Source organism: Microbacterium sp. NPDC058062 (assembly GCF_042885375.1).
GTDB lineage: Bacteria > Actinomycetota > Actinomycetes > Actinomycetales > Microbacteriaceae > Microbacterium > Microbacterium trichothecenolyticum_C.
This window is the reverse complement of the sequence record NZ_JBHVSC010000004.1, coordinates 568,862-593,695: the sequence shown is the minus strand read 5'-3', so window position 1 is coordinate 593,695 and position 24,834 is coordinate 568,862. Positions and strand designations below refer to the sequence as shown.

General features: G+C 70.8%; 22 protein-coding genes. 6 read left to right on the top strand and 16 right to left on the bottom strand.

The window, feature by feature from the left end; genetic code table 11:
• A complete protein-coding gene (locus tag ACFVSU_RS15960) occupies positions 1 to 1,554 on the bottom strand; it encodes a CoA-acylating methylmalonate-semialdehyde dehydrogenase (RefSeq protein ID WP_387144912.1) in 1,554 nt (517 codons plus the stop codon).
• A 168-nt stretch (positions 1,555 to 1,722) separates the two neighbouring features.
• Here ACFVSU_RS15960 and ACFVSU_RS15955 point away from each other — a divergent pair, with 168 nt between their 5' ends.
• Positions 1,723 to 3,306, top strand: a complete 1,584-nt coding sequence (locus ACFVSU_RS15955) for a PucR family transcriptional regulator (RefSeq protein WP_387144909.1) — start codon at positions 1,723 to 1,725, stop codon at positions 3,304 to 3,306.
• Positions 3,307 to 3,311: 5 nt separating this feature from the next.
• On the opposite strand, the gene ACFVSU_RS15950 is transcribed toward ACFVSU_RS15955, so the two are convergent.
• A complete protein-coding gene (locus ACFVSU_RS15950; protein WP_387144906.1) occupies positions 3,312 to 3,725 on the bottom strand; it encodes a type II toxin-antitoxin system VapC family toxin in 414 nt (137 codons plus the stop codon).
• Positions 3,722 to 3,946, bottom strand: coding sequence for an Arc family DNA-binding protein (locus tag ACFVSU_RS15945; protein WP_387144903.1), 225 nt, complete (start codon positions 3,944 to 3,946; stop codon positions 3,722 to 3,724). Before ACFVSU_RS15945 ends, ACFVSU_RS15950 begins: the two co-directional genes overlap by 4 nt.
• A gap of 67 nt (positions 3,947 to 4,013) precedes the next feature.
• Here ACFVSU_RS15945 and ACFVSU_RS15940 point away from each other — a divergent pair, with 67 nt between their 5' ends.
• Positions 4,014 to 4,364 carry a DUF2695 domain-containing protein gene (locus tag ACFVSU_RS15940; protein ID WP_387144900.1) on the top strand — a complete coding sequence of 117 codons (351 nt, stop codon included), beginning with the start codon at positions 4,014 to 4,016 and terminating at the stop codon, positions 4,362 to 4,364.
• A gap of 8 nt (positions 4,365 to 4,372) precedes the next feature.
• Here ACFVSU_RS15940 and ACFVSU_RS15935 read toward each other — a convergent pair whose 3' ends face one another.
• The 9 genes from ACFVSU_RS15935 to ACFVSU_RS15895 form a co-directional block, all read right to left on the bottom strand.
• Positions 4,373 to 4,714, bottom strand: coding sequence for a cupin domain-containing protein (locus tag ACFVSU_RS15935; RefSeq protein WP_387144897.1), 342 nt, complete (start codon positions 4,712 to 4,714; stop codon positions 4,373 to 4,375).
• Positions 4,711 to 6,141, bottom strand: a complete 1,431-nt coding sequence (locus ACFVSU_RS15930; RefSeq protein ID WP_387144894.1) for an NAD(P)/FAD-dependent oxidoreductase — start codon at positions 6,139 to 6,141, stop codon at positions 4,711 to 4,713. Before ACFVSU_RS15930 ends, ACFVSU_RS15935 begins: the two co-directional genes overlap by 4 nt.
• Positions 6,142 to 6,253: 112 nt before the next feature.
• The gene (locus ACFVSU_RS15925) at positions 6,254 to 6,811 is read right to left on the bottom strand and encodes a cysteine hydrolase family protein (protein WP_387144891.1); all 558 of its coding nucleotides are present in this window, start codon (positions 6,809 to 6,811) and stop codon (positions 6,254 to 6,256) included.
• 28 nt (positions 6,812 to 6,839) lie between these two features.
• Positions 6,840 to 7,760 (bottom strand): ABC transporter permease, encoded by a 921-nt coding sequence (locus ACFVSU_RS15920; protein WP_387144888.1) that lies wholly within the window; start codon positions 7,758 to 7,760, stop codon positions 6,840 to 6,842.
• Positions 7,757 to 8,707, bottom strand: coding sequence for an ABC transporter permease (locus ACFVSU_RS15915; protein WP_387144885.1), 951 nt, complete (start codon positions 8,705 to 8,707; stop codon positions 7,757 to 7,759). Before ACFVSU_RS15915 ends, ACFVSU_RS15920 begins: the two co-directional genes overlap by 4 nt.
• Positions 8,700 to 9,884 carry a PotD/PotF family extracellular solute-binding protein gene (locus tag ACFVSU_RS15910; RefSeq protein WP_387144881.1) on the bottom strand — a complete coding sequence of 395 codons (1,185 nt, stop codon included), beginning with the start codon at positions 9,882 to 9,884 and terminating at the stop codon, positions 8,700 to 8,702. Before ACFVSU_RS15910 ends, ACFVSU_RS15915 begins: the two co-directional genes overlap by 8 nt.
• Before the next feature lie 111 nt (positions 9,885 to 9,995).
• Positions 9,996 to 11,192 carry an ABC transporter ATP-binding protein gene (locus ACFVSU_RS15905; RefSeq protein WP_387145281.1) on the bottom strand — a complete coding sequence of 399 codons (1,197 nt, stop codon included), beginning with the start codon at positions 11,190 to 11,192 and terminating at the stop codon, positions 9,996 to 9,998.
• A 307-nt stretch (positions 11,193 to 11,499) separates the two neighbouring features.
• Complete coding sequence (locus ACFVSU_RS15900) at positions 11,500 to 12,288, bottom strand: DNA-formamidopyrimidine glycosylase family protein (RefSeq protein ID WP_387144878.1); 789 nt, start codon at positions 12,286 to 12,288, stop codon at positions 11,500 to 11,502.
• Positions 12,281 to 17,122: a DNA glycosylase AlkZ-like family protein gene (locus tag ACFVSU_RS15895; RefSeq protein ID WP_387144875.1), complete on the bottom strand. Its 4,842-nt coding sequence runs from the start codon at positions 17,120 to 17,122 to the stop codon at positions 12,281 to 12,283. The genes ACFVSU_RS15900 and ACFVSU_RS15895 overlap by 8 nt, the downstream gene beginning before the upstream one ends.
• Before the next feature lie 111 nt (positions 17,123 to 17,233).
• Here ACFVSU_RS15895 and ACFVSU_RS15890 point away from each other — a divergent pair, with 111 nt between their 5' ends.
• On the top strand, positions 17,234 to 17,719 hold the full coding sequence (locus ACFVSU_RS15890) for a hypothetical protein (protein WP_387144872.1): 486 nt from the start codon (positions 17,234 to 17,236) through the stop codon (positions 17,717 to 17,719).
• A 175-nt stretch (positions 17,720 to 17,894) separates the two neighbouring features.
• Positions 17,895 to 18,860, top strand: coding sequence for a hypothetical protein (locus ACFVSU_RS15885; protein ID WP_387144869.1), 966 nt, complete (start codon positions 17,895 to 17,897; stop codon positions 18,858 to 18,860).
• 9 nt (positions 18,861 to 18,869) lie between these two features.
• Here ACFVSU_RS15885 and ACFVSU_RS15880 read toward each other — a convergent pair whose 3' ends face one another.
• The 4 genes from ACFVSU_RS15880 to ACFVSU_RS15865 form a co-directional block, all read right to left on the bottom strand.
• Positions 18,870 to 19,052: a PspC domain-containing protein gene (locus ACFVSU_RS15880; RefSeq protein ID WP_387144866.1), complete on the bottom strand. Its 183-nt coding sequence runs from the start codon at positions 19,050 to 19,052 to the stop codon at positions 18,870 to 18,872.
• Between the two features lie 39 nt (positions 19,053 to 19,091).
• On the bottom strand, positions 19,092 to 19,274 hold the full coding sequence (locus ACFVSU_RS15875; RefSeq protein ID WP_387144863.1) for a PspC domain-containing protein: 183 nt from the start codon (positions 19,272 to 19,274) through the stop codon (positions 19,092 to 19,094).
• Positions 19,275 to 19,389: 115 nt separating this feature from the next.
• The gene (locus ACFVSU_RS15870) at positions 19,390 to 21,054 is read right to left on the bottom strand and encodes an ABC-F family ATP-binding cassette domain-containing protein (RefSeq protein ID WP_387144860.1); all 1,665 of its coding nucleotides are present in this window, start codon (positions 21,052 to 21,054) and stop codon (positions 19,390 to 19,392) included.
• A gap of 251 nt (positions 21,055 to 21,305) precedes the next feature.
• Positions 21,306 to 21,974, bottom strand: a complete 669-nt coding sequence (locus tag ACFVSU_RS15865; RefSeq protein WP_387144857.1) for an alpha/beta hydrolase — start codon at positions 21,972 to 21,974, stop codon at positions 21,306 to 21,308.
• A gap of 88 nt (positions 21,975 to 22,062) precedes the next feature.
• Between ACFVSU_RS15865 and ACFVSU_RS15860 the strand changes: the two genes are divergently transcribed.
• Entirely contained in the window at positions 22,063 to 22,650 is a 588-nt protein-coding gene (locus tag ACFVSU_RS15860; protein WP_056372309.1) for an NUDIX hydrolase family protein, read from the top strand.
• 62 nt (positions 22,651 to 22,712) lie between these two features.
• Entirely contained in the window at positions 22,713 to 24,626 is a 1,914-nt protein-coding gene (locus tag ACFVSU_RS15855; RefSeq protein WP_387144854.1) for a M3 family metallopeptidase, read from the top strand.
• Positions 24,627 to 24,834 lie beyond the last annotated feature (208 nt).

Genomic DNA, 24,834 nt, shown 5'->3' with positions numbered 1-24,834 from the left:
TCAGTTGTTCTGGGGGAAGCCGAGGTTGATGCCGCCGTGGGTGGCGGGGTCGAGCCAGCGGGAGGTGATGGCCTTTTCGCGGGTGAAGAAGTCGAAGCCGTGGACGCCGTAGGCTTTCGCGTCGCCGAACAGGGACTGCTTCCAGCCGCCGAACGAGTGGTACGCGACGGGCACCGGGATCGGGACGTTGATGCCGATCATGCCGACCTGCACCTCGTTCTGGAACCGGCGGGCCGCGCCGCCGTCGTTGGTGAAGATCGCGGTGCCGTTGCCGAACTGGCCACTGTTGATGAGGTCGAGACCCTCGTCGTACGAGGAGACGCGGACGACGGAGAGGACCGGTCCGAAGATCTCCTCCTGATACGCCCGGCTGGTGGTGGGGATGTCATCGATCAGCGTCGGCCCGAAGAAGAACCCATCCTCATGACCGTCCACGGTGTAGTTGCGGCCGTCGACCACGATCTTCGCCCCGTCCTGCTCGGCGATGTCGACATAGGAGGAGACCTTGTCGCGGTGGATGTCGGTGATGAGCGGGCCCATGTCGGGCTCGACACCGTCCACCCCCGCCCCGTTTCCGATTTTCAGCTTCGCCATGCGGTCGGAGATCTTGGCGATCAGGCCGTCGGCGACCGGCTCGACGGCGAGGACGACGGAAATGGCCATGCAGCGTTCCCCGGCGGCGCCGTACCCGGCGTTCACGGCCTGGTCGGCGACCAGGTCCAGGTCCGCGTCGGGGAGCACCAGCATGTGGTTCTTCGCGCCACCGAGCGCCTGCACCCGCTTGCCGTGCTTGCTGGCAGTTTCGTAGATGTACTGCGCGATCGGCGTCGACCCCACGAACGAGATCGACGCGACATCCGGGGAGGTGAGCAGCCCGTCGACGGCGAGCTTGTCACCCTGCAACACCGTGAACACCCCATCCGGCAGTCCCGCCTCCTTCCAGAGCTGCGCGAGCCACAGCGCGGCGGACGGGTCCTTCTCACTGGGCTTGAGGATCACGGCGTTGCCGGCGGCGATCGCGATCGGGAAGAACCACATCGGCACCATCGCCGGGAAGTTGAACGGACTGATGATCCCCACCACCCCGAGCGGCTGCTTGAGGGAGTACACGTCGATCCCGGTCGACGCGTTCTCCGAGAAGGCGCCCTTGATCAGGTGCGGGAACCCGGTCGCGAGCTCCACGACCTCCTGGCCGCGGAGGATCTCACCCATCGCGTCCGAGAGCACCTTGCCGTGCTCCGCCGTGATGATCTCCGCCAGCTCCCGCTTCCGCGAATTCAACAGCTCCCGGAAGGCGAACAGCACCGTCTGCCGCCGCGCGATCGAGAAGCCCTTCCACACCTGGAACCCGGCCACCGCCGACGCGATCGCTGCATCGACCTCCGCCTGATCGGCCAACGCGACCCGGGCCGACACGGCGCCCGTCGCGGGGTTGTAGACCGGCGCCGTCCGACCGGACGACGACGCACGCTCCGCACCATCGATCCAGTGCGAAATCACCCGGACGTCGGCGTCCGTGGTCGCGGGCGCGACGGCGCTCTCGGCAATGCTCATGGGTGGCTCCTTCTCGGTGTCGGACAGATCGTGTGGTGATCCCCTAGGCTTGACGGGTCCCAGCCTGTCAGAGAAGAAGAGGCGGCCACGGTGCCCGACCGTCGCGAAGATCGGACGATCCACACGGATCGTCCGGCAGATCGATCCGCAGATGAGATCCTCCCGACCGTGCGCGAAGTGATCGCGCTCGAAGCGGTCGCGCAGGGCGTTCCCGAAGTGCTCGTCGGCGATGATGCGCTCGATGCGCGCGTGCGCTGGCTGCACGTCTCCGACAGCGCCGGCGTCGCTCGCCTGCTGGACGGCGGCGAGATGCTGCTGTCGACCGGTTCGTCGTGGCCGGTGGAGCCGGGGGACCTGCGCCGGTTCGTCGACGAGCTCGCCGACGCGGGGCTCTCCGGCCTCGTGCTCGAGCTGGGCACCCACTATCGGTACGTTCCCGCGGTGGTCGTCGAGGCCGCCCGCGAGCGCGGCCTCGCCCTGGTCGTGCTCCACCGGGAGCTGAAGTTCGTCACGGTCACCGAGGCCGTCCACAGCCGCATCATCACGGGGCAGACCGACGCGCTGCGCGCGCGTGACGAGGTGCGCGAGCGGTTCACGGCGCTCGTGCTGCGCGGATCGCCCGCGGACTTCATCGTCCACCAGCTCGCGCAGACCCTCGGCGCGCCCATCGTGCTCGAGAACCTCGGCTACGAGGTCGTCGCGGCAGAGGTGCCGCTGGCGATGGAGGAGGAGCTCTTCACCGAGTGGGAGCTGCGATCGCGCTCCGCGCACCGGCGCTCCGAGCAGCGCCGGGAGCGCGGCATCCCTGCCGGAGCGGACGACTGGCTGATCGTCCCGGTCGAGGCACGAGGCATCCGTTGGGGAAATCTCATCGCGCTGCCGGGACCGGAGCACGCAGCCGGACGCACCGCCGTGCTCGAGCAGGGCGCGATCGCCCTCGCGGTGGGCCGTCTCGCGGACGGCGACGCCGACGAATGGACGCGGATCGGCCGGCGCCGCCTCGTCGACGGGCTGCTCGCCGGACGCTTCGCCGGGGTCGGCGGCGCCGCTGCGCGCCTCGAGGCGGCCGGCCTGCCGCTGCGCGGTGCAAAGCTCCACGGGCTGGTCGTGTCGGGCGCGCCGGTGGCGGTGGAGCGGGCGGATGCTGCCGCCCGCGCCCTGCGAGGGCGCGCGCTGGCGGGGTCGGCGCCGGCGGGCGTCGTTGCGCCGGCGACCACGATGCTGGTGTCGCTGCCGCCGGAGGCCGTGTTCGACGATGCCGCCGTGGTCGCATTCGTGCGTGCCCTCGTCGATGCCGGTGACGTCGAGCGCGTCACCGTCTCGGTCGGGCGCAGTGCTGAGGGCATCGATGCCGCGCTCGCCTCGGTGCACGAGGCGGTCGACCTCGCGGGCGGCCGGAGGCGGCGCTCGGGGCGCGGCCCGCACCTGCGGCGCGCCGAGAATCGTCCGCTCGTGCAGTTGGTCACCGCCCTGCGTGATGACCATCGCGTGCTCGAGCATGGCGAGCGCATGCTGGCGCCGCTCATCGCCTACGACCTCTCGCGGTCGGGCGACCTGCTCGACGTCCTCGAGGCGATGCTCGCCCACCCGGGCAATCGCACCGCGGCGGCGGGGGCATCCCATCTGTCCCGGTCGGTGTTCTACCAGCGCATCGCGCTCATCGAGGAGCTCCTCGGCGCCGATCTCGACGACGGCGAGACCCAGACCGCGTTGCATCTGGCGCTGCTCGTGCGGAGGTCGGCAGGACGCTGACGCGTCTACGCGTCCGCGGGCTCCCAGGGGTCGACGAGGTCGATGCCGAGATCCTCGAAGTCCTTCGTGTTGCGCGTCGCAAGCGTCGCACCGTGCGCGGCCGCAATCGCGGCGATCATCCCGTCCTCCACAGACAAGGGGCGTCCGGCGATCCGGCGAGCCTCCTGCAGGCGTGCGTACCTCCGAGCGGCCCGCTCGTCGAATGGCAGCACACGACTCCCCGAGAGGATCGACTCGATGGCCGCGATCAACCGCTCGCGGCGCGCACCCTCCGGAAGCCGCCGGGCACCGACGAGGAGCTCAGCGACGGTGATCGCGGTGATCGCGGCATCCGTCTGCGATGTCATCCAGGCGACGACGGCGGTGTCAGGCGTCGAGCGCAGCGGTTCGGACAGCACATTCGTGTCGAGGATGATCACGACAGATCGAGCTCGCGGGGGAGGCTGCGCGCGGGCGGTTCGAGGTCGATGGCGAGACTGCTCGCCGCGTCGACCCAATCGACGATCATGCTGCTGGGCGACACCGCGCTCGTCAGGATCGCTCGCGCTTCCGCCTCCATCGAGCGGCCGTGCGCGGCTGCACGCTCCTTGAGACGCTGCTGGACATCGTCGTCGAGGTTGCGGACGGTGATGGCACCCATGGCTGCTCCTTCCGACTGCTGGCAATGCTAGCACTTCGATGTCGGAGCCCGGCGTCATGCTCTCGCCATGGAAACAGCCATCGACCTCCAAGCCGAATCGTTCGTTCGTGAGCTCGCCGCCGCGATCATCGCTCCGCGGGGTGGTGAATGCCTGGCGTGCTATCTCGACCGCGTCCTGCGCGACGCGCCTTGCGACGGCTCGCTGCACCTTGCGCGCACCTACCGCAATGCGCTGGCGCCGCGTGCCGTCGCCCTCGAGGGTCGTCTCGAGAGCGGCGGCGGCTTCTGCGACTGCGAGGTGCTGATGAACGTCTACTGGTCGAAGACCGACGAGGTGAAGCCCTGCCACGGCGCGAGGCGCGGGTCCACGAAGCCGTGCGACCTCTGGCTGCGCCGCAGACGCGGGGATCGGTGGTGAGCCCGGAATCAGCCCGCGATGTAGACCTTGCGCAGCGTCTCGCGCACCGTCCACACCGTGCGCATGCCTGCCGTCAGGCGCGCGACCGACCCCGCGCGGAGCTCGATCGGCTCGAGGGCCGGGTCGTCGAATGACACGGTGGCCGAGCCGGACAGCACGACGAAGACCTCGTCGGCCTCGACGTCGGTCGACGCGCCCGGCGTGTGCTCCCACACGCCGAGTTCGATCCCCCCGAATCCGCCGAGTTCGGCGAACCCGGTGGCCGGGGAGCCCTGCACGACCTGGTCGGCGGGCAGCGGCTCGAGGTCGAGCTCGAGGGACGCGGCATCCGTCACGATCGCGGGGTTCACGAGTCGAACCCCAGACCGAGCGCGTCGAGCGTCTTGAGCAGCAGGTTGCGCTTGCCCTTGTTGTGGTCGGCGCGGTCCAGCGACCAGCGGGTGGCGTTGATGCCCATCGACGCCGCGGGCTCGGGAGGGAACGGGAGCGGGCGCTTGCGCACCATCTCGAGCTGAGTGCGCTCGTTCTCGACGCCGTCGAGCAGGTCGAGCATGACCTCGCCGGCGAAGCGGGTCGACCCGACGCCGAGCCCGGTGAAGCCGGCGGCGTACGCGACGCGGCGGTCGCGCGCGGTGCCGAAGAACGCCGTGAACTGGGTCGAGGTGTCGATCGCACCGGCCCACTGGTGAGTGAAGCGCAGCCCCTCGAGCTGCGGGAAGGTGGTGAAGAAGTGGCTGGCGAGCTTGGCCCAGGTCTCGGGCCGATTCTCGTACTCGGGATCCACCTTTCGGCCGTACCGGTAGATCGCGTCGTAGCCGCCGAAGAGGATCCGGTTGTCCTGGGTAATCCGGTAGTAGTGGAACTGGTTCGCCATGTCGCCGATGCCCTGGCGGTCCTGCCAGCCGATCGATGCGAGCTGGATGTCGGTGAGCGGCTCCGTCATGAGCACGTAGTCGTACACGGGAACCGTCATGAGCCGGTTGCGCTTGATGAGCGACGGGAACACGTTGGTGCCGAGCGCGGCACGGGATGCCTCGACCCGGCCGTCGGCGGTCGTCACGACCACGCCCGGTCCGCTCGTGTCGAGGCCGGTGACGTGGGAGCGCTCGAAGATCACGACGCCGCGTTCCTCGCAGACGCGAGCGAGCTCGGCGGCCATGCGGGCGGGATGGACCATGCCGCACGCGTTCTTCTCCCACACCGCAGCGAGGTACGTGGGGGAGTGGACGGATGCCTGGGCCTCGGCCCGGTCGAGATAGACCACGCCTTCCTCGCCCTCGGCGGCCCACTCCTTCAGCCACTCCACCTGGTGCGGCTCGATCGCGGGAGCGAGCTGCCCGGTGCGCTCGAACTGGAAGTCCATGCCGAAGCGGGCCTCGGAGGCCTCGATCGCATCGAGGTTCTCCTGGCCGAGCCGGTCGAGCGTGGGCATCTCCTTCGGCCAGCGGGCCATGCCGTTCTCGTGGCCGTGGGTGAGGCTGGCCTCGCAGAAGCCGCCGTTGCGGCCCGACGCGGCCCAGCCGACGCGCTGCGCCTCGACGACCACGACCTTCGCGTCGGGGTCGCGCTCGGTGGCGAGGAGCGCCGTCCACAGGCCCGTGTATCCGCCACCCACGACGACGAGGTCGGCGCGGTGCGTGCCGACGAGCGCGGGCCGGTCGGGAAGGAGGCTGTCGGGAAGGTCGTCGCGCCAGAACACCGAGTGCTTCGTGTCGGCGAGGGAATGCTGGACGACGGATGCTGCCGGCCGCTGTCGTTCGAAGACGGTCGTGCCCACGGTTATCAACTCCGATGCGGTGTGTGGTGCTCCCATCCTCACCCGTCGGCCGGGTCGATGCAGGGCTTGCGTGTCGGAAGTTGTCCGGCGGGTCGGACAGGTTGTCGCGGACTCAGCCGGCGACGAGCTCCCCCACGAGCGCATCGACGTCGGCGACCCGGGCATACGTGCCGTCGAGCGCCGCCATGAAGGCGAGGTGCACCTGGGCGCCCGGCACCGTACGGCCGTCGTAGGCGAGGTCGGGTGCGGCGCACGCGTCCTGCGCGACGGCGATGGTGAAGCCGAGGTCGGACGCCGCACGCACCGTCGCGTCCACGCACATGCTGGACATCATGCCCGCGACGACGACCTCGTCGGCGTCCGCTGCGCGCAGCAGCGACTCGAGCCCCGTCCCCAGGAACGCGTTCGGCTCATGCTTGACGATGACGTGCTCCTCGCCGTCGGGTGCGACCCGCGGATCGAACTCCACCCCGGGGGTTCCGGGGGCGAAGAACGCGGCGTCCGGTGCGTCCCACACGTGCTGGACGTGCACGACCCGCTCGCCCGACGTGCGGAATCCGGCGAGGAGTCGGGCAGCGGCATCGGCGGCGGAGTCCGGGTCGACGAGCGGGTGCCGCCCGCCGGGGAAGTAGTCGCGCTGGATGTCGATGAGGAGCAGGAGTCGGGTCACCGCAACAGCATAGGGTCGCACAACCGCATCAGCCGCCCGTCATCGTGCGCGCGATCTGCGTCGCGGAGTCGCCCGCGCGCTTGAGCACGAGCGCCACGAGGGCGAGCGCGACGAGCGTCAGCAGCAGCATGATCGTCGACACGGCCGCGATCTCGGGACGCAGCCCGGTCCGCAGTGCACTGAGCACGTACACGGGCCACGGCGTCGTGCCCGACACCTGCACGAAGGCCGCCACGATCGTGTTGTCGAGACTCAGCGTGAACGCCAGCAGGAAGCCGGCGAGCACCGCGGGCATCGCGAGGGCGAGGGTGATCCGTCGGAACGTCGTGAAGGGCGTGGCGTAGAGATCGGCGGATGCCTCCTCCAGCTGCGCGTCCTGACCCACGAGCCGGGCGCGCACGATGTACGACACGACCGCGGTCGCGAACAGCGACGAGCCGACCGACAGGCGGACGATGCCGTCGTTGAACATCGACAGGCCGAGGTCCTGGCCGAGGAAGACCATGAAGGGGAGCAGCGCGACGGCGTCGACGATCTCGGGCGTGACCGACACCAATAGAAGGAGCCCCAGGAACCACCACACCCACTTGCCTGGGTGCCGCGCCATCGCGATCCCGGCCAGGGTGCCCAGGACGGTCGCGATGATCGCCGCGATCAGCGCAGTGATGAGCGATACCCGCACGGCGTTCTGAATCGCCGGCTTCACCAGGATCGAGGCGAAGGCGTCGAATCCGAACCCGTCCCACACCGCCAGCAGGCGGCCGGTGTTGAACGAGTAGACGACGATCACGATGATCGGCAGGAACAGGAACAGCATGACGAGAAGGCCCCAGACGCCGAAGCCGACGTCCGACCATGACCTGCGGGGGCGCCGGCGCGGCGCGGCGCCCGGGCGGGCGGCCCGCGCCTCTGCCTGCAGGATCGTCTCGGTCTCGGTCTGCGTGGTCACGTCGTGGCCTCCAGGATCGCGGCGGGGGCAGCATCCGTCTTCGCGGTCTCGGGAACCGGCCCCAGAACCAGCCGGTTTCGAGAGCGGAACGGCAGCGCGACGAGCCAGATGATCACGGCGCACACCCCGATCGTGACCATGATCAAGAGCATGAGCAGCACCGCCATCGCGGATCCCAGCGCCCAGTTCTGCGCGGTCTGGAACTGTCCGGCGACGAGCTGACCCACCATGTTGCCCTTCGCGCCGCCCAGCACCGTGGCGGTGATGTAGTCGCCCATCAGCGGGATGAAGACCAGCAGCACGCCCGCGATGATGCCCGGCTGCGACAGCGGCAGCGTGACGCGGAAGAAGGTCACGATCTTGCCGGCGCCGAGGTCCTTCGAGGCCTCGCGCAGTGCCGGCCCGACGCGGTCGAAGGCGACGAACAGCGGAAGGACCATCAGAGGCAGGTAGTTGTAGACGACGCCGATGATCACGGCCGCGCGCGTGTAGAGCAGCTCGAGCGGGCCGTCGAGCACGCCGATGCCCTGAAGCACGGTCGACAGCCACCCCTCGGGAGCGAGGATCACCTGCCAGCCGATCGTCCGGACGAGGAAGTTGGTCCAGAACGGCACGAGGACGAGGGCGATGAGGATGCCGCGGCGCTGGGGTTTGACCTTGAAGGCCATCCAATACGCCACCGGGGCCCCGATCGCGAAGCAGAGCACCGTGCCGATGATCCCCACCCACAGGGTGTTCTGGAAGGTCGCGAAGAACGTCGGCGAGATGGCCTCGACGTACCGGTCGAACGACAGGACGTCGTTGGCGTGGGTGCCGAAGACGCCGGGCTTGTAGCCGAAGCTGAACCACACGACCATGGCGACCGGCGCGACGAAGAAGAGGAGCAGCCACGCCCAGGCGGGGACCGCGAGCGCGGGCCCGACCGCACCGGTGGCGCGATTACGCACCGGCGGCAGCCTTCACCTCGTTGTAGATCTCGACGCGGGTGCTCAAGGAGTCGTTGAGCACCTGCTCGTGCATGCTCTCGAGCTGCTCCGGAGTGAAGAAGATCATGTCGAGCCGCTCGACTTCGGCCTCCTCGGCCGCGCCCTGCATGTCTTTGCCGCCGACGTTGTAGCCGACCCATTCGAGGTTCAGCATCTGGTTCTCGGGGGCCATCGCGAAGTTGATGAAGGCGTGGGCGGCCTCGGGATGCGCCGCCCCGGTCGCGATCGCCCAGTTGTCCATCCACAGCTCCGTCTGCGGGCCGGGGAGCACCCACTGCCAGCGGTCGGGGTCGGACGACTCCTGGATGCCGAGTCGCGCGTCGCCGTTCCAGGCCATGAGCAGAGCATGGGTGCCCTGGGGGATCGTGTTGGCCCCTGCGGAGGAGTCGAACGCCGCGACGTGCGGGGCGATCTTCTCGACGAGGAAGGCGCGCGCCGCCTCGAGCTCGTCGGCGTCGTCGGTGTTCCAGTCCACGTCGTTCGCCCAGAAGTACGAGCCGACGACGCCGGCGGGATCGTCCGACATGGCGGTCTTCCCGCTCGCCTCGTTCTGCGCGGCGTCGAAGTAGTCGGCCCACGTCGTCAGTTCGCGGGTGATCACGGTCTTGTCGTAGACGTAGCCCGTCGTGCCCCACGCCTTGCAGATCGAGTAGTCGTTGCTCGGATCCCACGCGCGGCCGAGGAAGGCCGGGTCCATGTTCGCGATGTTGGGGAGCAGGTCCTTGTTGAGCTTCTGCAGCAGTCCCTGCTCGATCATCTGGGGGATGAAGACGCCCGTGGGCACCACGATGTCGTAGCCGGACGTGCCCTTCGCCGCGACGAGCTTGGCGATGAGCTCCTCATTCGATCCGTACGAGTCGAGCGTGACCTTCGGCCCGAGCTCGGCGCTGAACGCCTCCACGACCTCGGGCGCGTCGTACTCGGCCCATGTGTACACCGACAGGCTGTCCTCGAGTGCCCCGCCGGTCGCCTGCGGGGCCGGCGCCCCGCTGCCGCCGGGGGTGCAGGCCGCCAGCACCGTGGCGCCACCGGCGAGCGCGGCGAGGCTCAGGAAGCGGCGGCGCGACAGCTCGCGTGCGATCAGGGGCGCTGCGCCCTCGGGGGCGAGGATGCGGAGCTGCGTACGAGGCTGGGTCATCGGGTACTCCTGGAGTCGGGTCGGGAGCCGAGACGGGTGCTGCGGCTGCGGGCGTGCGACGGGCGTGCAGGTCGTGCGGTGGAGCGTCGGGTGCGGGTCGAGTCGTGCGGGTCAGGCGGTCGGCGGTGCGATGTAGCCGCCCTGCTGCGCGGCGTCCTCGTCGGCGGCGGGGAACAGCAGCACGTGATGCGCGGCCCACGTGCAGACGACGGGATCGCCGATCGAGAGGGTCGGCGCGTCCGGCGTCGGCCGCCGCACGATGAGGCTCTGGTCGGCGCCGAGCCGCACCAGGTACTGCATCGTGTCGCCGAGATGCGACACCCCGATCAGCTCGCCGCGGGCCGTGTTCGCGTCCGGAAGGCTCGGGCCTGCGGCCCCGGAGCCCGCCTTCTCGATGCGGATGAACTCGGGCCGCACCGCGGCCTCGCCGAGGTTCGTGGTCGTGAGCACCGGCGAAGCGGCACGCACCAGCGCGTGCGGCGAGGTGATCGCCGCACCGGCCTCTGCGGCCGGTCCGCGGAAGAAGTTCTGCTGGCCGACGAACGCGGCGACATAGGCCGAGGCCGGTCGCGCGTACACGGTGTCGGCGTCGGCGAGCTGCTCGATGCGGCCGGCCCGCATGATCGCGATGCGGTCGCTCATCGACAGGGCCTCGCCCTGGTCGTGCGTGACGAAGACGAACGTGATGCCCAGGCGGGACTGCAGCAACTTCAGCTCGAGCTGCATCTCCTCGCGCAGCTGGCGGTCCAGCGCGCCCAGCGGCTCGTCGAGCAGGAGCACCGCAGGCCGGTTCACCAGGGCGCGCGCCAGCGCGATGCGCTGCTGCTGCCCGCCCGACAACTGGGTCGGCTTGCGGTCGCCGTACTGGCGCATCTGCACCATGTCGAGGGCCTGGGTGACGCGATCGCGCACCTCGCTCTTCGGAGTGCGTCGCTGCTGCAGCCCGTAGGCGACGTTCTCCGCGACCGACAGGTGCGGGAACAGGGCGTAGGCCTGGAAGACCGTGTTGACGTCGCGCTTGTACGGCGGCGCGGCGAGCACCGAGCGGCCGGAGATGCGGATGTCACCGGCATCGGGGTGCTCGAATCCCGCGATCATCCGCAGCGTGGTGGTCTTGCCGCAGCCTGACGGCCCGAGCAGCGAGATGAACTCGCCGGGCTGGATCTCGAGTGACAGGTCGTCGACCGCGAGCTGCTCGCCGTAATACTTCGTGATCCCCGACAGGGTGACGGCCCCGCGTGCGCCGTCGCCGTCGGGGGGAACCTGCTCCGCCGAAGCCTGCGCTGCGGTCGCCGTGCCTGTGGACATCGTCACCTCGTGAGGGTCCTTCTGGTGCGGGCCGCGCAACGATGCACGGCCTATCGGGTGTGGGGGTATTCAATATGGCGACGCACACACCCGCAACGGAGCCGCGACCGAACCGGACGATCCGGGCCGGTCCTGACGTCCGGTGGGACAGATCGTCCGGGCTTGTGTGACGGTCAGGAAACCGCGGCGTTTCCGCGGTGGCACGACGCGCGGGAACGGATGCCTCGCCCCGGCGCGACATTTCGTCCGCCGTGCATCGTGATCAAAGCGTGCTGGAACCGGGGTTCAGCGAGGTTGGTACCGAGACTCAGCGCTGGCAGGTGGGGCACCAGAACACGATGCGCTCGCGCGTCGGATCGGCGCCCATGCTGCCACCCAGGATGAGAGTGCCGCATCGGCGACAGGGGCGACCTTCTCGTCGATACACCCACGTCGATCGGCCGGCGCGCGCGTCACCCGTGAAGGTGCGTCCTGAACGGTCGCGGTTCGCGCGGATCATGCGGGCTCCGAGATCCACGATGGCCGCAGCATCCGTCTCATTCGCGGGCGTCGTGGGCAGGACGCCGCGCACGAACAGGATCTCGTTCGCGTACTCGTTGCCGAACCCCGCGATGTTGCGCTGGTCCTGCACGGCGACGTGCACCGCGCGGGTGTCGGCCGCCAGTCGACGGGTCGCCTCAGCGGGATCCCACGAGTCGGACAGCGGATCGGGACCGAGATAGCCGACGAGCTGGTCCTCGTCGGTCGTCGGGACGAGCTTGATGTCGGCGAGGTCGAACCCGACGGTCTCCCACTGGACACCGTCGGGGGCCGTCGCCCCGATGATCGCCCGCGCACGGAAGGCGGGAGCGTGCCAGCGCTCACCGCGTCGGTAGACGTGCCATTCGCCCTCCATCTTGAGGTGCGTGTGGAGCGTCCAGGACCCGATGCGGTGGAGCAGGTGCTTGCCGCGCGAGACCACGTCATGCACCACTTCACCGCGCAGGTCCGCGGTGGCCAGCTGCGGGACCCGCAGCTCGAAGCGCGTCACGGTCGCCCCTGCGAGCGCCGCGTCGAGCCGCCGTGCAGCGCGGTAGACGGTGTCGCCCTCAGGCACGTGCGCCTGTCCTGTCCTCCGGTCCCGGAGCGCCTCCCGGCCCCTGAGCCTGTCGGAGGGCATCGCCCGCAGTGAGGCGGCGCAGTGTGAGACCGCGCGGCGACTCCACGAAGCCGGCATCGCGAAGCGTCCTGCCCACAGAGGTGCCGTAGACGAACACGCCGTTCACCTGCTCGATGGTGAGGGTGTCGAGGCGCCGCGCGCGAGCGGTCGCCGCGAGGTCGCGCGTGGCGGCGGCCAGCGCCGCTTCGTCGCCTGTGAACGCGAGCGCGGACTTGCCGCCACGCTCGAGGTACAGCGTGAGCGCGCCGTCGACCAGCACGACGAGGGCGCCCGCCTTGCGACCCGGGCGGTGGGAGACACCCTCCAACGCCGGCCATGCGAGCGCGGCGCCGTAAGGATTTGCCGGATCGGTCGCCGCCAGCGTCACCGCCCGTAAGGGCGGAGGGTCGGAGAGCCCGGCGAACTCGCGCAGCCGGTCGACGGTGGCCGAGGCCGCGAACTGCGCCGCGCCGAGCTTCTCGATCACGTAGCCGCGGCGGCAGTGGCCCGCTTCCTCGAAACCCGCGAGCACGCGATAGGTCTGCGCGAACCCGCCGGGCACGCCCTCCGACTGCACCGCGCCGCGCGTCACCACGCCGTACCGGTCGAGCAGCAGGCTCGCCGTCGCGGTCGCCCGCAAGGCGGCGTCGGGTTCGGCGCTGGGCAGCAGCGACCACCGTCCGCCGATCGCCGGTGGACGAGCGGGAACAGATGCTGCCACCGCGCGCACCGCCGCACCCCGGTAGAGCCGTGCGCGGGGTGTGCGGCGGCTCACCCGATGGGCCTGCGATCCTCCCGACACGAGCGCGCGGACCGGCGCGAACGTGTCGTTGGTCACGAGGCCCGCCCACGTCAGTCGCCACAGCGCGTCGACGACGGACTGCTCGTTCTCGGCGCCGGTGGTCTGCCGCAACTGCGAGGCGAAGTACGCCCCGCCACCGCCGAGCGCCGCGAGCAGCTGCGCGTCGAGCGAGCCGGGTGCGACCTCTTCCGCCTCGTCCGGGAGTGCCAGCGTGAGCGGTACCGCGTCGGCCGGGTGCAGGGCGATCCAGCCGTCGCGGCCGGGCAGACTGCCGTGGCCCGACCACACCACTTCGCCGGTGGCCGTGAGCTCGTCGAGCATGCCGGACGTGTAGTCCGCGACGCGGGCGGGGAGCACGAGCGACTCCCACGCGCTCGCGGGGATCGGCACGCCTGCGAGCTGCTCGACGACCGCGGCGACGCCGTCGATCCCCTCGAGCGGCCGCGTCACGTGCTGCCACACCGGGAGGAAACGGGCGTACGCATGCTGCGGCACCGGCTCGACGCTGCCGCGGATCGCCGCGAGCGAGCGCATGCGGAGGCGGCGGAGCACCTCGGTGTCGCACCACTCCGTCTCATCCGCGCGCGTCGCCCCCGACGCTCCCGAGCCCGTCGAAGGGTCGGGCAGGAAGAAGCCGCTGGTGACGCGTCCCTGCGACTCGAGGCGCTGCAGTGTGAGCCGCGCGACCGCGACGCCGATGCCGAGGCGATCGGCCGCGGCATCCGCCGTGAAGGGTCCGTGGGTGCGCGCGTACCGCGCCACGAGATCGCCGAGCGGGTCGGCCACGGGCTCGAGGAACGCGGTCGGGATGCCGACGGGCAGCGCCGCGCCGAGGGCATCGCGCAGCCGCCCCGCGTCTTCGATCGCGGCGATGCGCGTGATGCCGGCGATGGTCACCGGGATCGCGCGGCGCGCCGAGACGAGGGCATCGAGGAGAGCGGATGCCTCGGCCTCGGTCGCGTTCGGAGCACCGGCACCGTTCGCCTCGACGGCGGATTCCAGGCGGGCGGCGACCTCGGCCGCGTCGAGCGGGCCGAGGAGGCGGAGCAGATCGGCGACGCCCTCGAGCCCCCGCGCGCGGCGCTCGGGGTCGACGCGCTGGGCCTCGCGCTCGAACTGGGCGATCACGTCAGGGTCGAGCAGCTCCCGCATCTCGACCTTGCCGAGCAGCTCGGAGAGCAGGGCGGGGTCGACGGAGAGCGCCGCGGCGCGACGCTCGGCGAGCGGCGAGTCGCCCTCGTACATGAACGCGCCGACGTAGCCGAAGAGGAGGTCGCGCGCGAACGGCGAGGGCTGCGCGGGCTCGGTCTCGATGAGCCGGATGCGCCGCTCGCCGATCCCGCGCATGAGGCGCAGCAGCGACGGCACGTCGTAGACGTCCTGCAGGACCTCGCGGAGCGTCTCGAGGATGATCGGGAAGGTCGGATAGCGGCGGGCGACCTCGAGCAGCTGCGCCGATCGCTGCCGCTGCTGCCACAGCGGCGTGCGCTTGCCGGGGTTTCGGCGCGGCATCAGGAGCGCGCGCGCCGCGCACTCGCGGAACCGGGAGGCGAACAGCGCCGAGCCGCCGACCTCCTCGGTGACGATCTGGTCGAGCTCGTCGGGATCGAAGACGAAGAGGTCCGCGCCCGGCGGCTCGGCCGTAGCATCCGGAATCCGCGCGATGATCCCGTCGTCGCTCGCCACCGCCGATCCGTCGACTCCGAGCCGCTCACGGATGCGGGCGTTCACCGCGAGGGCCCACGGCGCGTGCACCTGCATGCCGTACGGCGAGTGCAGGATCACGCGCCAGTCGCCGACCTCGTCCCTGCCTCGCTCGACAGTGAGCTGGCGGTCGGTCGGCAGCGTGCCGGTGGCCTCGCGCTGCTCGGCCAGGTATGCCAGCAGGTTGTCTTGCGCGAACTCGTCGAGGCCCGCGTCGCGCAGCCGCGACTCGGCCTTGTCGGGCTTCGCCGCGGACACCTCGCGCGAGAACTTGCCGAGCGCTTCGCCGAGCTCGGCGGGACGGCCGATGCCGTCGCCGTGCCAGAACGGCACCTTGCCGGGCTGCCCGAATGCGGGCAGCACGTTGACACGATCGTGGGTGATCTCGACGATGCGCCAGCTCGTGGTGCCCAGGGTGAAGACGTCGTTGACGCGCGACTCGTAGACCATCTCCTCGTCGAGCTCGCCGACCCGCGCGTTCTGGGATTCGCCCGCGATGAAGACGCCGAAAAGGCCCCGATCGGGGATCGTGCCGCCGCTCGTCACGGCGATGTGCTGCGCGCCCGGGCGCCCGGTCAGCACGCCGAGGTCGCGGTCCCAGATGACCCGGGGACGCAGTTCGGCGAATTCGTCGGACGGGAACCTGCCGGCGATGAGGTCGAGGGTCGCCTCGTACGCCGAGCGCGGGAGGGAGCGGAAGGGCGCGCTGCGCTTGAGCGTCTCGTACCAGCCCTCGACGTCGACGGGACCGATCGCGGCGGCGGCCACCGTCTGCTGGGCGAGGATGTCGAGCGGGTTCTGGGGGATCGCGATCGCCTCGATCTGACCCGCGAGCATGCGCTCGGTGACGATCGCGGTGTGCAGCACGTCGCCGCGGTGCTTCGGGAACAGGGCGGCACGGCTCACCTCGCCGACCTGGTGACCGGCGCGGCCGATGCGCTGGAGTCCCGAAGCCGCGCTCGGCGGGGCCTCGACCTGGATCACGAGGTCGACCGCCCCCATGTCGATGCCGAGCTCGAGACTCGAGGTCGCGACCACGCAGCGCAGGATGCCGGACTTCAGCTCTTCCTCGACCTGCGCTCGCTGCTCCTTCGAGACCGATCCATGGTGCGCCTTCGCGAGCACGGCATCGGCCCCCGCCGTCGCGCCGGCCTGCGCCATCATCGCGGCGGGCACGGTCGGATCCGGCAGGTCGAGTCCGAGGCGCTCGGAGTAGATCTCGTTCAGCCGGCCGGTCAGCCGTTCGGCGAGGCGACGGGAGTTGCAGAACACGATGGTCGAGCGGTGCAGCAGGATGCGATCGACGATCGCCTCCTCGACGTGCGGCCAGACCGACCCCGTCATCTCGGTCTCGCCGGCCCCGGAGGCCTTCGGTCGCGAGGCCGAGGACTGTCCGTCGGCGAACCAGTCCTCGTCGATCGGTTCGTCCGCCGCGCCCGGCTCGTCCCAGGAGCCGTCGCCGTCAGAGCCGAACGGGCTCGGCGGCGGAGGCGGGTTCAGCATGTCGACGATGGGCACGACGACCTTCATGTCGAAGGCCTTGCTCGCGCGCGGCGCCACGATCTCGACGGGCTCCGCACCGCCGAGGAACCGTGCCACCTCGTCGATCGGACGCACGGTCGCCGACAGGCCGATGCGCTGCGCAGGCGGAGCATCGGGTGCGAACGAGCGTCGCAGCGCGTCGAGACGCTCCATGCTCACCGCCAGGTGCGCTCCGCGCTTCGTGGCCGCGACCGCGTGCACCTCGTCGACGATCACGGTGTGGACGTCGCGCAGCGTCTCGCCCGCGCGGCTCGTGAGCATCAGGTACAGCGACTCGGGGGTCGTGATGAGGATGTCGGGCGGCGTCTGCACGAGCTTGCGCCGGTCACCCGCGGGGGTGTCGCCCGACCGCACGCCGACGGTGACGTCGGGGACGCTGAGGCCCAGGCGCCGCGCGGACTGCCCGATCCCGACGAGCGGCGACCGGAGGTTGCGCTCGACGTCGACGCCGAGCGCCTTGAGGGGGGAGATGTAGAGGATCCGGGTGGCAGGGGCGGCAGCATCCCGTCGTTTCTTCTTGCCCTCGGGAGCCAGCGATGCGGGGGCCTTGTCGTGGAAGACGCGGTCGATCGCCCACAGGAACGCCGACAGCGTCTTGCCCGAACCGGTCGGCGCGACGACGAGAGCGTGCTTGCCGGCGGAGATCGCCTCCCACGCGCCCTTCTGCGCGTCGGTCGGGGCATGGAACGCGCCGCGGAACCAGTCCTGCGTAGCAGGACCGAACCGCTCGAGGACGTCGCCCATCACTCCATCTTCGTCGTGATCGCCGACATCGGGCCAGGTTCCGTCCAGGACCGTCGCGTAGGCTCCCTGCGTGCGTGCACCCCCGGCACGCGCTCACCGCCGAGGACCGTGATGGAACCGATGCCCTCGAGCGAGCCCACGGCCCCGGCTCCGCTCACCCGCCGCACCAGTCCGGCGCTCGCCGACCGCTCGTGGATGCGCTCCCGCCGCGTGCAGACGTTCGGGCTCGGCGCCCTCTGCGGCGCGCTGGGGCTCTCGCTCCTGGTGGTCGTCACCACGATCCTCGGAGCGTCGCAGAACCAGGCGCCGCTGGTGCCCGCCGACCCGGCGCCCGTCTCTGAGCCGCGGCCCTCGGCATCCTTCCCCGCCACGCCGTCGCCGTCCTCAGCGCCGACGACCGAGCCGGCGGAGGAGACGGATGCCGCCACCGAGCCGGAAGCGCCCGCCGAGCAGCCGGTGGTCGCGGTTCCGGCTCCCATGCCCGCTCCGGCGCCGACCCAGACGCAGCCGCCGGCGAGCGACGACCAGGGCACGGAGCCGACCAACGGCCGCGGCAACAGCGACAACGCCCCGGGCCGCCAGAAGAAGCAGCCCTGACCGACCGCGGCCCTCGGCGCTTCGCCCGTCGCGACCGCCCGCAGCGCGTGCCGTGACCGAATCGTTGGGAGCACGATCGCGGCCTGAATCGGCGAAGCCGATAGTGTCGCTGCACCCCCTCGATGGAGACGCCTTGCGACGACCGCTTCCTCTCGCCTTCGCTGCCCTGGCAGTGGTGGGCGTCATCACCGCCTGTGCCCCGACTGCTGAACCGGCGTCGATCCCCACGCCGGATCCGGCGGAATCGATCCAGCCGTCACCGACCCCGACGGTGCCGATCATCCCCGGCGGTGAAGCTCCTCCCACGGTGTTCGCGGGGGACTGCGCCTCCGCCGTCTCGACGGCGCAACTGATCGCCGCCACCGGTGTGGACGGCATCGAGGTCGCCCGACGCGACCAGAGGTGGACCCGCTCGATCGACAACGTCGGCGGTCTCGTGTGCGAGTGGCAGGGAGGCGGCGTCACCGGCAATGTCACGATCCTCCCGAAGTCCGGCCTCGAGGGCGCGCGCCTTCCTGGCGACGTCTCGGACGCCTACTTCGGTCTCTGCGGGTGGGACTGCGCTTGGCAGTGGGAGTCGCCGGAGCTCTGGGTCATGGGCTACTCGAGCGATCTCGCCGATCGCGGGCGAGACGAGGCCGACCGGATCGGTGCCCAGATCGGTGCGGGAATCGCGAGTCGCACCGCCGTCGCGGGGCTCGGTTGGCAGCGGGATCGCGAGCAGTGGTGGCCCACAGCTGAGTGTGCGGATCTCGCCGCCGAACTCGCCTCGCACATCGGTGCCGACGTCACCGGCGAGGCGGCCGGCTACCACGACTCGCCCAGTCCGGCTACCGCTCTGGCAGACATCGCGAGTCACCGCACGTGGTGCGGATTCTCGAGTGCGGGGCAGCAGATCGCGCTCGCGGTCTTCGAGTCCGGAGCCGCCTGGGATCTCCCGTGGGCAGACCTGGGAGAACCCGTGGACCTGGGCGTGCCCGGCGTGCGCGCGTTCTCATCGACCCAGGGCGGCTACCTGGGCGGCGCCGTGTACGAAGCGACCGACGGCGTCAACGCCATGAACGTCGAGATCGCCCCCGACAGTGGCTGGGGACAACAGGAACTCGCCGCGGTGTTCGCGGCTGCGTTCGTCGCGCCCTGAGCGCGGTCGTCAGTGCTCGTCGGGCATGAGGATCCAGAACAGCAGGTACATCAGGATCGAGACGCCGAAGAACACGGTCGAGCCGACCCACAGCACACGCACCGGCACCACGCTGCAGCCGAAGCGGTCGGCGATGCCCTGGCAGACTCCGGCGATCATGCGCCCTTTCAGCGGGCGGACCAGGCGATGCATGCGTTCATCATGGCCCGGTGGCACCGCCGGCGCCAGAGGTCAGCGCTCGGAGGGCACCAGGATCCACAGCAGGATGTAGATCCACAGCGACAGACCGAAGAAGACGACCGCGATCAGGGTGAGGATGCGCACGAGGGTGACGTTCCACCCGAAGCGGTTGGCGATGGCGGCGCAGACGCCGGCGATCCATCGGCCCTGCTGAGGTCTGACGAGTGCGTTCATGGCTCCATCCTGCTCGTGTCGGTGAGCGCCCGCACGGGTGCGAGCCCCCCGCTTCGCGCGGGGGCCAGGCCGCGGCATCCGTCCCTGTTCCGAAGAAGGATGCCGCGACCCGGCGTCAGCGCTCGGTGAGCGTGCCGTCGCGGTCGAGCTCGAGCACGAGGCTCACGCCGATGCGTTCGAGGAACGCGTCGTCGTGGCTCACGATCAGCACCGCGCCGCGGTACGCGGCGATCGCGTCGACGAACCGGTCGACCGTGTCGAGGTCGAGGTTGTTCGTCGGCTCGTCGAACACGAGCAGCTGCGGCGGCGGATCGGCGAGCATGAGCCGCGCGAGCGCGACCCGGAACCGCTCACCGCCCGACAGCGTCCCGACCGGACGCTCGACCGCGGCTCCTCGGATGAGGAACCGTGCGAGCCGGTTGCGCAGCTCGACGATCGTGACGTTCGGCGCCGACGGGGCGACGTTCTCGAGCACGGATGCCGCGTCATCGAGTCCGTCCACGCGCTGCGGGAGGTAGCCGACCCGGTCGGTGTGCAGCGTTCCGTGGGCGGAACTCCTCAAGAATTCGTCAGAACGGCCGTCCGACCGCCCTGCGGACCCTGAGGCGTCGGAAACTGAGGAGTTCGTGTCGCCGCTGCCGACCAGCTTCTCGAGCAGCGTCGTCTTTCCGGCGCCGTTTGGGCCGATCAGCGCGACCCGCTCGGGTCCTTGGATGATCCACGAGCGCTCGCCGTCGCCGAGCGTGGCGATCCGACGCCCGGCCGGAACACCCGGGTCGGGCAGGTCGATCTTCACGATGTCGTCGTCGCGCACGCGGCGCTCCGCGGCATCGAGCGCGTCGCGGGCGGATGCCTCGCGATCGGCCTTCTCACCGCGCAGCTTGCCCGCCGACACCTGCGCGGCCATCCGGCGTCCGTTCGCGACGATCTTCGGCACGCGCTTCTCCTCGAACGCCTTCTGCCCCATCGCTGCGCGGCGCGAGATCGTCGTCTCGGCCTCGATGCGCTGGCGCTTCTCGCGTTTGACGGCCTGGCGCGCGGCGCGCTCGGCATCGCGGGCGGCGCCTTGCTCGGCATCCAGCCACGCCCGCCACTCGGAGTACGGGCCGCCGAAGACCGACAGCGAGTTGGCGTAGAGCTCGGCGGTGTCGTCCATCAGCTCGAGCAGCGACGTGTCGTGGCTGACCACGATCAGCGCACCGCGCCACGAGCGCACCATGTCGTGCAGACGTGCACGCGCCTCGCGGTCGAGGTTGTTGGTGGGCTCGTCGAGCAGCGCGATCGACGCGCCACGCAGCCGGATGCCGGCGATCGCGGTGAGCACCGCCTCGCCGCCGGACAGCTGCCCGACGCTGCGGTCGAGCATGTCGGGGACGAGACCGGCGTCAGCGAGCGCCGCGTGCGCGCGCGCCTCGATGTCCCAGTCGGAGCCGACCGCGTCGAAGTGACGCGGGTCGGCATCGCCGGACTCGATGGCGCGCAGCGCCCGGAGCGTGTCGCCCACGCCGAGCAGGTCGGCGACGGGCCGGTCGACGTCGAGCGTCAGGCGCTGCGGAAGGTACGCAGCATCCGTCGTCCGTGCGATGTGACCGCCCGAGGGCGTGAGCTCGCCGGCGATGAGCCGCATGAGCGTGGACTTGCCGGAGCCGTTGCGGCCGACGAGACCGGTGCGGCCCGTGCCGAACGCTCCGGAGACATCCGAGAGCGCGGCGGTGCCGTCGGGCCAGGCGAACGAGACCCGGTCGAGGACGATGGCAGGGGTGAGGGTGTGAGCGGGCATGAGGCCTCCTGTGTCAGACGTGCGCTGACACCGAGGGGCCGCAGAACCGGCGCCCGGGCATGCCGGAGCGGGGTGAGGAAGCGGCGGATCGACGGCAGCGCGAAGTGGTTCAAGCGCTGGCGCGTCGAGAGTCGACGGAGCAGCGCGATTACAGCGCGGTCGCGTCGATCAGCTTCAAGGGAGTTCCTCACGGAGGGGACAAGGCCGTCAGCCACCATAGCCGACATCCCTGGACAGGGCCAGGGACAGGGTCAGATCTCGGCTTTCGTCAGGTCTTCGAGCTGCTTGTCGAGGAAGACCCGCACGTCGTCGAGCTCCTGCTCCGAGACGCTGTGCGTGAGGCCCGGGTACACGCGACCGCTCAGGTCGACGTGCTCGGGCAGCCATTGCGTCGTGTGTTCGACCAGGAAGCCCGGGATGACGTCGTCGTTGGTGCCCCGGCCCCAGAACACCGGGGGTCTCCGCTCGGCGAGCTCGGCATCCTTCGGCAGCTCGCCGGGCGTCACGTAGCCCGACAGGTTGGCGGCGAACGCGAACCGCTGCGGGGCGAGACGCATGGCCTGCAGCGACACCGCTCCGCCCTGCGAGAAACCGAGCAGACCGACGGATGCTGCGCCCTCCGCGTGCGCGTCGACCCAGGCGATCACTGCCTCGGCAGCGCGCGTGACGTGCGAGGGGTCGCGGCCGTCCAGGCCGTCGATCGGGTACCAGGAGCGACCGGGCGCCGGCCACGGCGGAACGAGGGGAGCGGCGAGGCTCGCGACGACGAAGGCGTCGGGAAGGTAGCCGCGCAGGGGATAGAGATCATGCTCATCGGCGCCGTAGCCGTGCAGGAGAAGGAGGAGGTGGCGTCCTGCGAGGGCCGACCGCTCGGTCGACCACAGCACGGCGTCGGCATCGAGAACGAGCGCTTCCGGCATGCCCTCATCCTGGCACGCGACGCCGACACGGCCGAGGCCGGAACAGCGGTCCTCGTCGCGGGTGGGTCGCGCGGGGTATACAAGAGGCATGTCCGTGCGCACTCCCGACCCCGAACCTGCGGGCGACGAGCCGTTCGGCCCGCCGGCCGGCAATGTCTCGAACCCTGCGTGGCTGAGCGACATCGAGCTCGAAGAGGCTCGTCGCCGGCTGCCCATGCTCTACGTCGAGGGCGTTCCGGTGCGCACCGACGGCATGGGTCAGGTCACGCAGGTCGGCATTCTGCTGCGGGCGACGCCCATCGGGGAGATCTCGCGCACCATCGTGTCGGGTCGCGTGCGGTACGGCGAGACCGTCCGCGACGCGCTGTTCCGGCACCTCGAGAACGACCTCGGGCCGATGGCCTTCCCCATGCTGCCGCCGCAGCCGACGCCGTTCACCGTCGCCGAGTACTTCCCGCTCCCGGGCGTCAGCGCCTACCACGACGACCGGCAGCACGCGGTGTCGCTCGCGTTCGTCGTCCCCGTCACCGGCACGTGCGAGCCACGTCAGGACGCGCTCGAGGTGACCTGGCTGACGCCGGAGGAGGCGGCATCCGATGCCCTCTCCGCCGAGATGGAGGGCGGCCGCGGCACCCTCGTGCGCATGGCGCTCGCAAGCGTCGGCGCGCTGCGCTGACCCTCGCGCCCGCCCGGATCCCGCCCTCGCGCGGTGTCGCCGCCCGCGCATAGGCTCGCAGGGTGACTCTCGCACCCCTGCCCTTCCCGTCCGACGCCGCCGGCTGGGCGGCCTTCGCGACCGCGCGCCCGGCCGAGCGCATCGCCCGCGTGCACGAGATCGACGCCCGCCTGACCTCCGGCGCGGAACTGACGACCGCGGCACGCCTCGAGCTCTGGAACGACGCCGACATCGCCCTCGCCGAGGCGCTGAGCGAGGCCTACGTCGTGAGCGAGGCGCACCCCGACGCCGAGGTGCGCGAGATCGCGGAGTCGCAGGTGCAGGCGGTCGAGTCGCTGTCGGCGGCGCGCCTCTTGAACCGCGATCTGTGGAATTCGTTCGCGGATGCCTCGACCGACGGTCTCGACGCAGACCAGGCGCGTCTGCTCACGCACCTGCTGCGCGACTTCCGCCGCGGTGGCGTCGAGCTGGACGAGGCGGACCGCGAGCGTGCCCGGCAGCTGGCCGACCGCGACACCGAGCTGTCGCTGGCGTTCTCGCGCAACATCCGCGACGGGCGCCGCGAGATCACCGTTCCGGCGGAGGGCCTGGGCGGAATGCCGCAGGACTTCATCGACGCCCACCCCGCCGATGCAGAGGGCCGGGTGACGCTGTCGACCGACTACCCCGACCTCATGCCGGTCCGCGACTACGCGCACGACCGTGCGACCCGCGTCGCGCTGGTGAGCGCCTACAACGACCTCGCGTGGCCCGAGAACGACGGGATCCTGGCCGAGCTGCTCGACGTGCGCGCCGAGCGCGCCCGTCTGCTCGGGTACGCGGACTGGGCCGACTACGAGACCGAGACCCGCATGATCGGGTCGGGGGCCGAGATCCCGGCATTCCTCTCCCGGCTCGACGACGCGTCACGGGCGGCGACGGATGCCGAGTACCCGATCCTGCTCGAACGCCTGCGCCGTGACATCCCCGATGCCGACGTCGTCTCGATCGCCGACTTCTGGTACCTGCTCGGCGCGATCAAGCGCGAGCAGTATGACGTCGACGCACAGCTCGTGCGGTCGTACTTCCCGTTCGAGCGCGTCGTCGCGGGCATTCTCGATGTCACCGGCCGGCTGCTCGACGTCGAGTATGTGCCGGTCGACGCCCCCGCGTGGCACGACGACGTGCGGACCTACGACGTCGTGCGCGACGGCGATCGCCTCGGGCGCATCCACCTCGACCTGCACCCGCGCGAGGGCAAGTTCAGCCACGCCGCTTGCTTCCCGCTCGCGCCCGGCGTCTCCGGACGCGTGCTTCCCGAGGCGGCGCTCCTGTGCAACTTCTCGCGCGGACTGCTCGAGCACGACGAGGTGGTGACGTTCTTCCACGAGTTCGGGCATCTCGTGCACGACATCCTGGGCGGCCGGCAGCGCTTCGCCCGCTTCAGCGGGGTCGCGACCGAGTGGGACTTCGTCGAAGCTCCCAGCCAGCTCCTCGAGGAGTGGGCATGGGACGCCGAGGTCCTGGCCTCGTTCAGCGCGAACGCCGACGGCGAGCCGATCCCGGCCGATCTCGTCGAGCGCATGCGCACCGCCGACGCCTTCGGGCGTGCGCTCGAGGTGCGCCGCCAGCTGGGGCATGCCAACGTGTCGTATCACCTGCACGTCGACCGGCCCACCGACCTTCAGGCCGAGACGGAGCGGCTGTACGCAGCATCCAGTCCCGTCCAGCCGCTGGGCGGACTTCACTCGTATGCCGGATTCGGGCACCTCACGGGGTACGGCGCCTGCTACTACACCTACCAATGGAGCCTGGTGATCGCGCGCGACCTGCTGAGCGGGTTCGGGGCGGGATTGATGGACCCCGAAGCCGCCCATCGCTACCGCGCGGAGGTGCTGGAACGGGGCGGATCGCGGGACGCGCGGGACCTCGTCGAAGCGTTCCTGGGGCGCCCTTCGTCGTTCGACGCGTACCGCGAGTGGCTCGCGGGCGAATGACGTTTCGCGCACACAGCGCGGCGTTGTAGGGTTCACCTACCCCCGAAGCGCAGTCACCCGCGACACACCCCCCGGTGTCGTCGAGGACGGTGCGGCCACCGCTGCCCGCGCGCGCGGCGATCCGTTCGCCGGCGCGGCGGGCGCGGTACCGCACGCCTCCGCCGCGAGCACTCGCCGAAGTTGCACCACCCTCGCCACAGAAAGCGGA

Excerpts from the sequence above, each read along its gene's own strand:
- ACFVSU_RS15960 (WP_387144912.1), bottom strand. The coding sequence starts at position 1,554 with ATGAGCATTGCCGAGAGCGCCGTCGCGCCCGCGACCACGGACGCCGAC.
- ACFVSU_RS15945 (WP_387144903.1), bottom strand. The coding sequence starts at position 3,946 with ATGGGTGCCATCACCGTCCGCAACCTCGACGACGATGTCCAGCAGCGT.
- ACFVSU_RS15940 (WP_387144900.1), top strand. The coding sequence starts at position 4,014 with ATGGAAACAGCCATCGACCTCCAAGCCGAATCGTTCGTTCGTGAGCTC.
- ACFVSU_RS15910 (WP_387144881.1), bottom strand. The coding sequence starts at position 9,884 with ATGACCCAGCCTCGTACGCAGCTCCGCATCCTCGCCCCCGAGGGCGCA.
- ACFVSU_RS15905 (WP_387145281.1), bottom strand. The coding sequence starts at position 11,192 with ATGTCCACAGGCACGGCGACCGCAGCGCAGGCTTCGGCGGAGCAGGTT.
- ACFVSU_RS15895 (WP_387144875.1), bottom strand. The coding sequence starts at position 17,122 with ATGGGCGACGTCCTCGAGCGGTTCGGTCCTGCTACGCAGGACTGGTTC.
- ACFVSU_RS15890 (WP_387144872.1), top strand. The coding sequence starts at position 17,234 with ATGGAACCGATGCCCTCGAGCGAGCCCACGGCCCCGGCTCCGCTCACC.
- ACFVSU_RS15880 (WP_387144866.1), bottom strand. The coding sequence starts at position 19,052 with ATGCATCGCCTGGTCCGCCCGCTGAAAGGGCGCATGATCGCCGGAGTC.
- ACFVSU_RS15875 (WP_387144863.1), bottom strand. The coding sequence starts at position 19,274 with ATGAACGCACTCGTCAGACCTCAGCAGGGCCGATGGATCGCCGGCGTC.
- ACFVSU_RS15870 (WP_387144860.1), bottom strand. The coding sequence starts at position 21,054 with ATGCCCGCTCACACCCTCACCCCTGCCATCGTCCTCGACCGGGTCTCG.
- ACFVSU_RS15865 (WP_387144857.1), bottom strand. The coding sequence starts at position 21,974 with ATGCCGGAAGCGCTCGTTCTCGATGCCGACGCCGTGCTGTGGTCGACC.
- ACFVSU_RS15860 (WP_056372309.1), top strand. The coding sequence starts at position 22,063 with ATGTCCGTGCGCACTCCCGACCCCGAACCTGCGGGCGACGAGCCGTTC.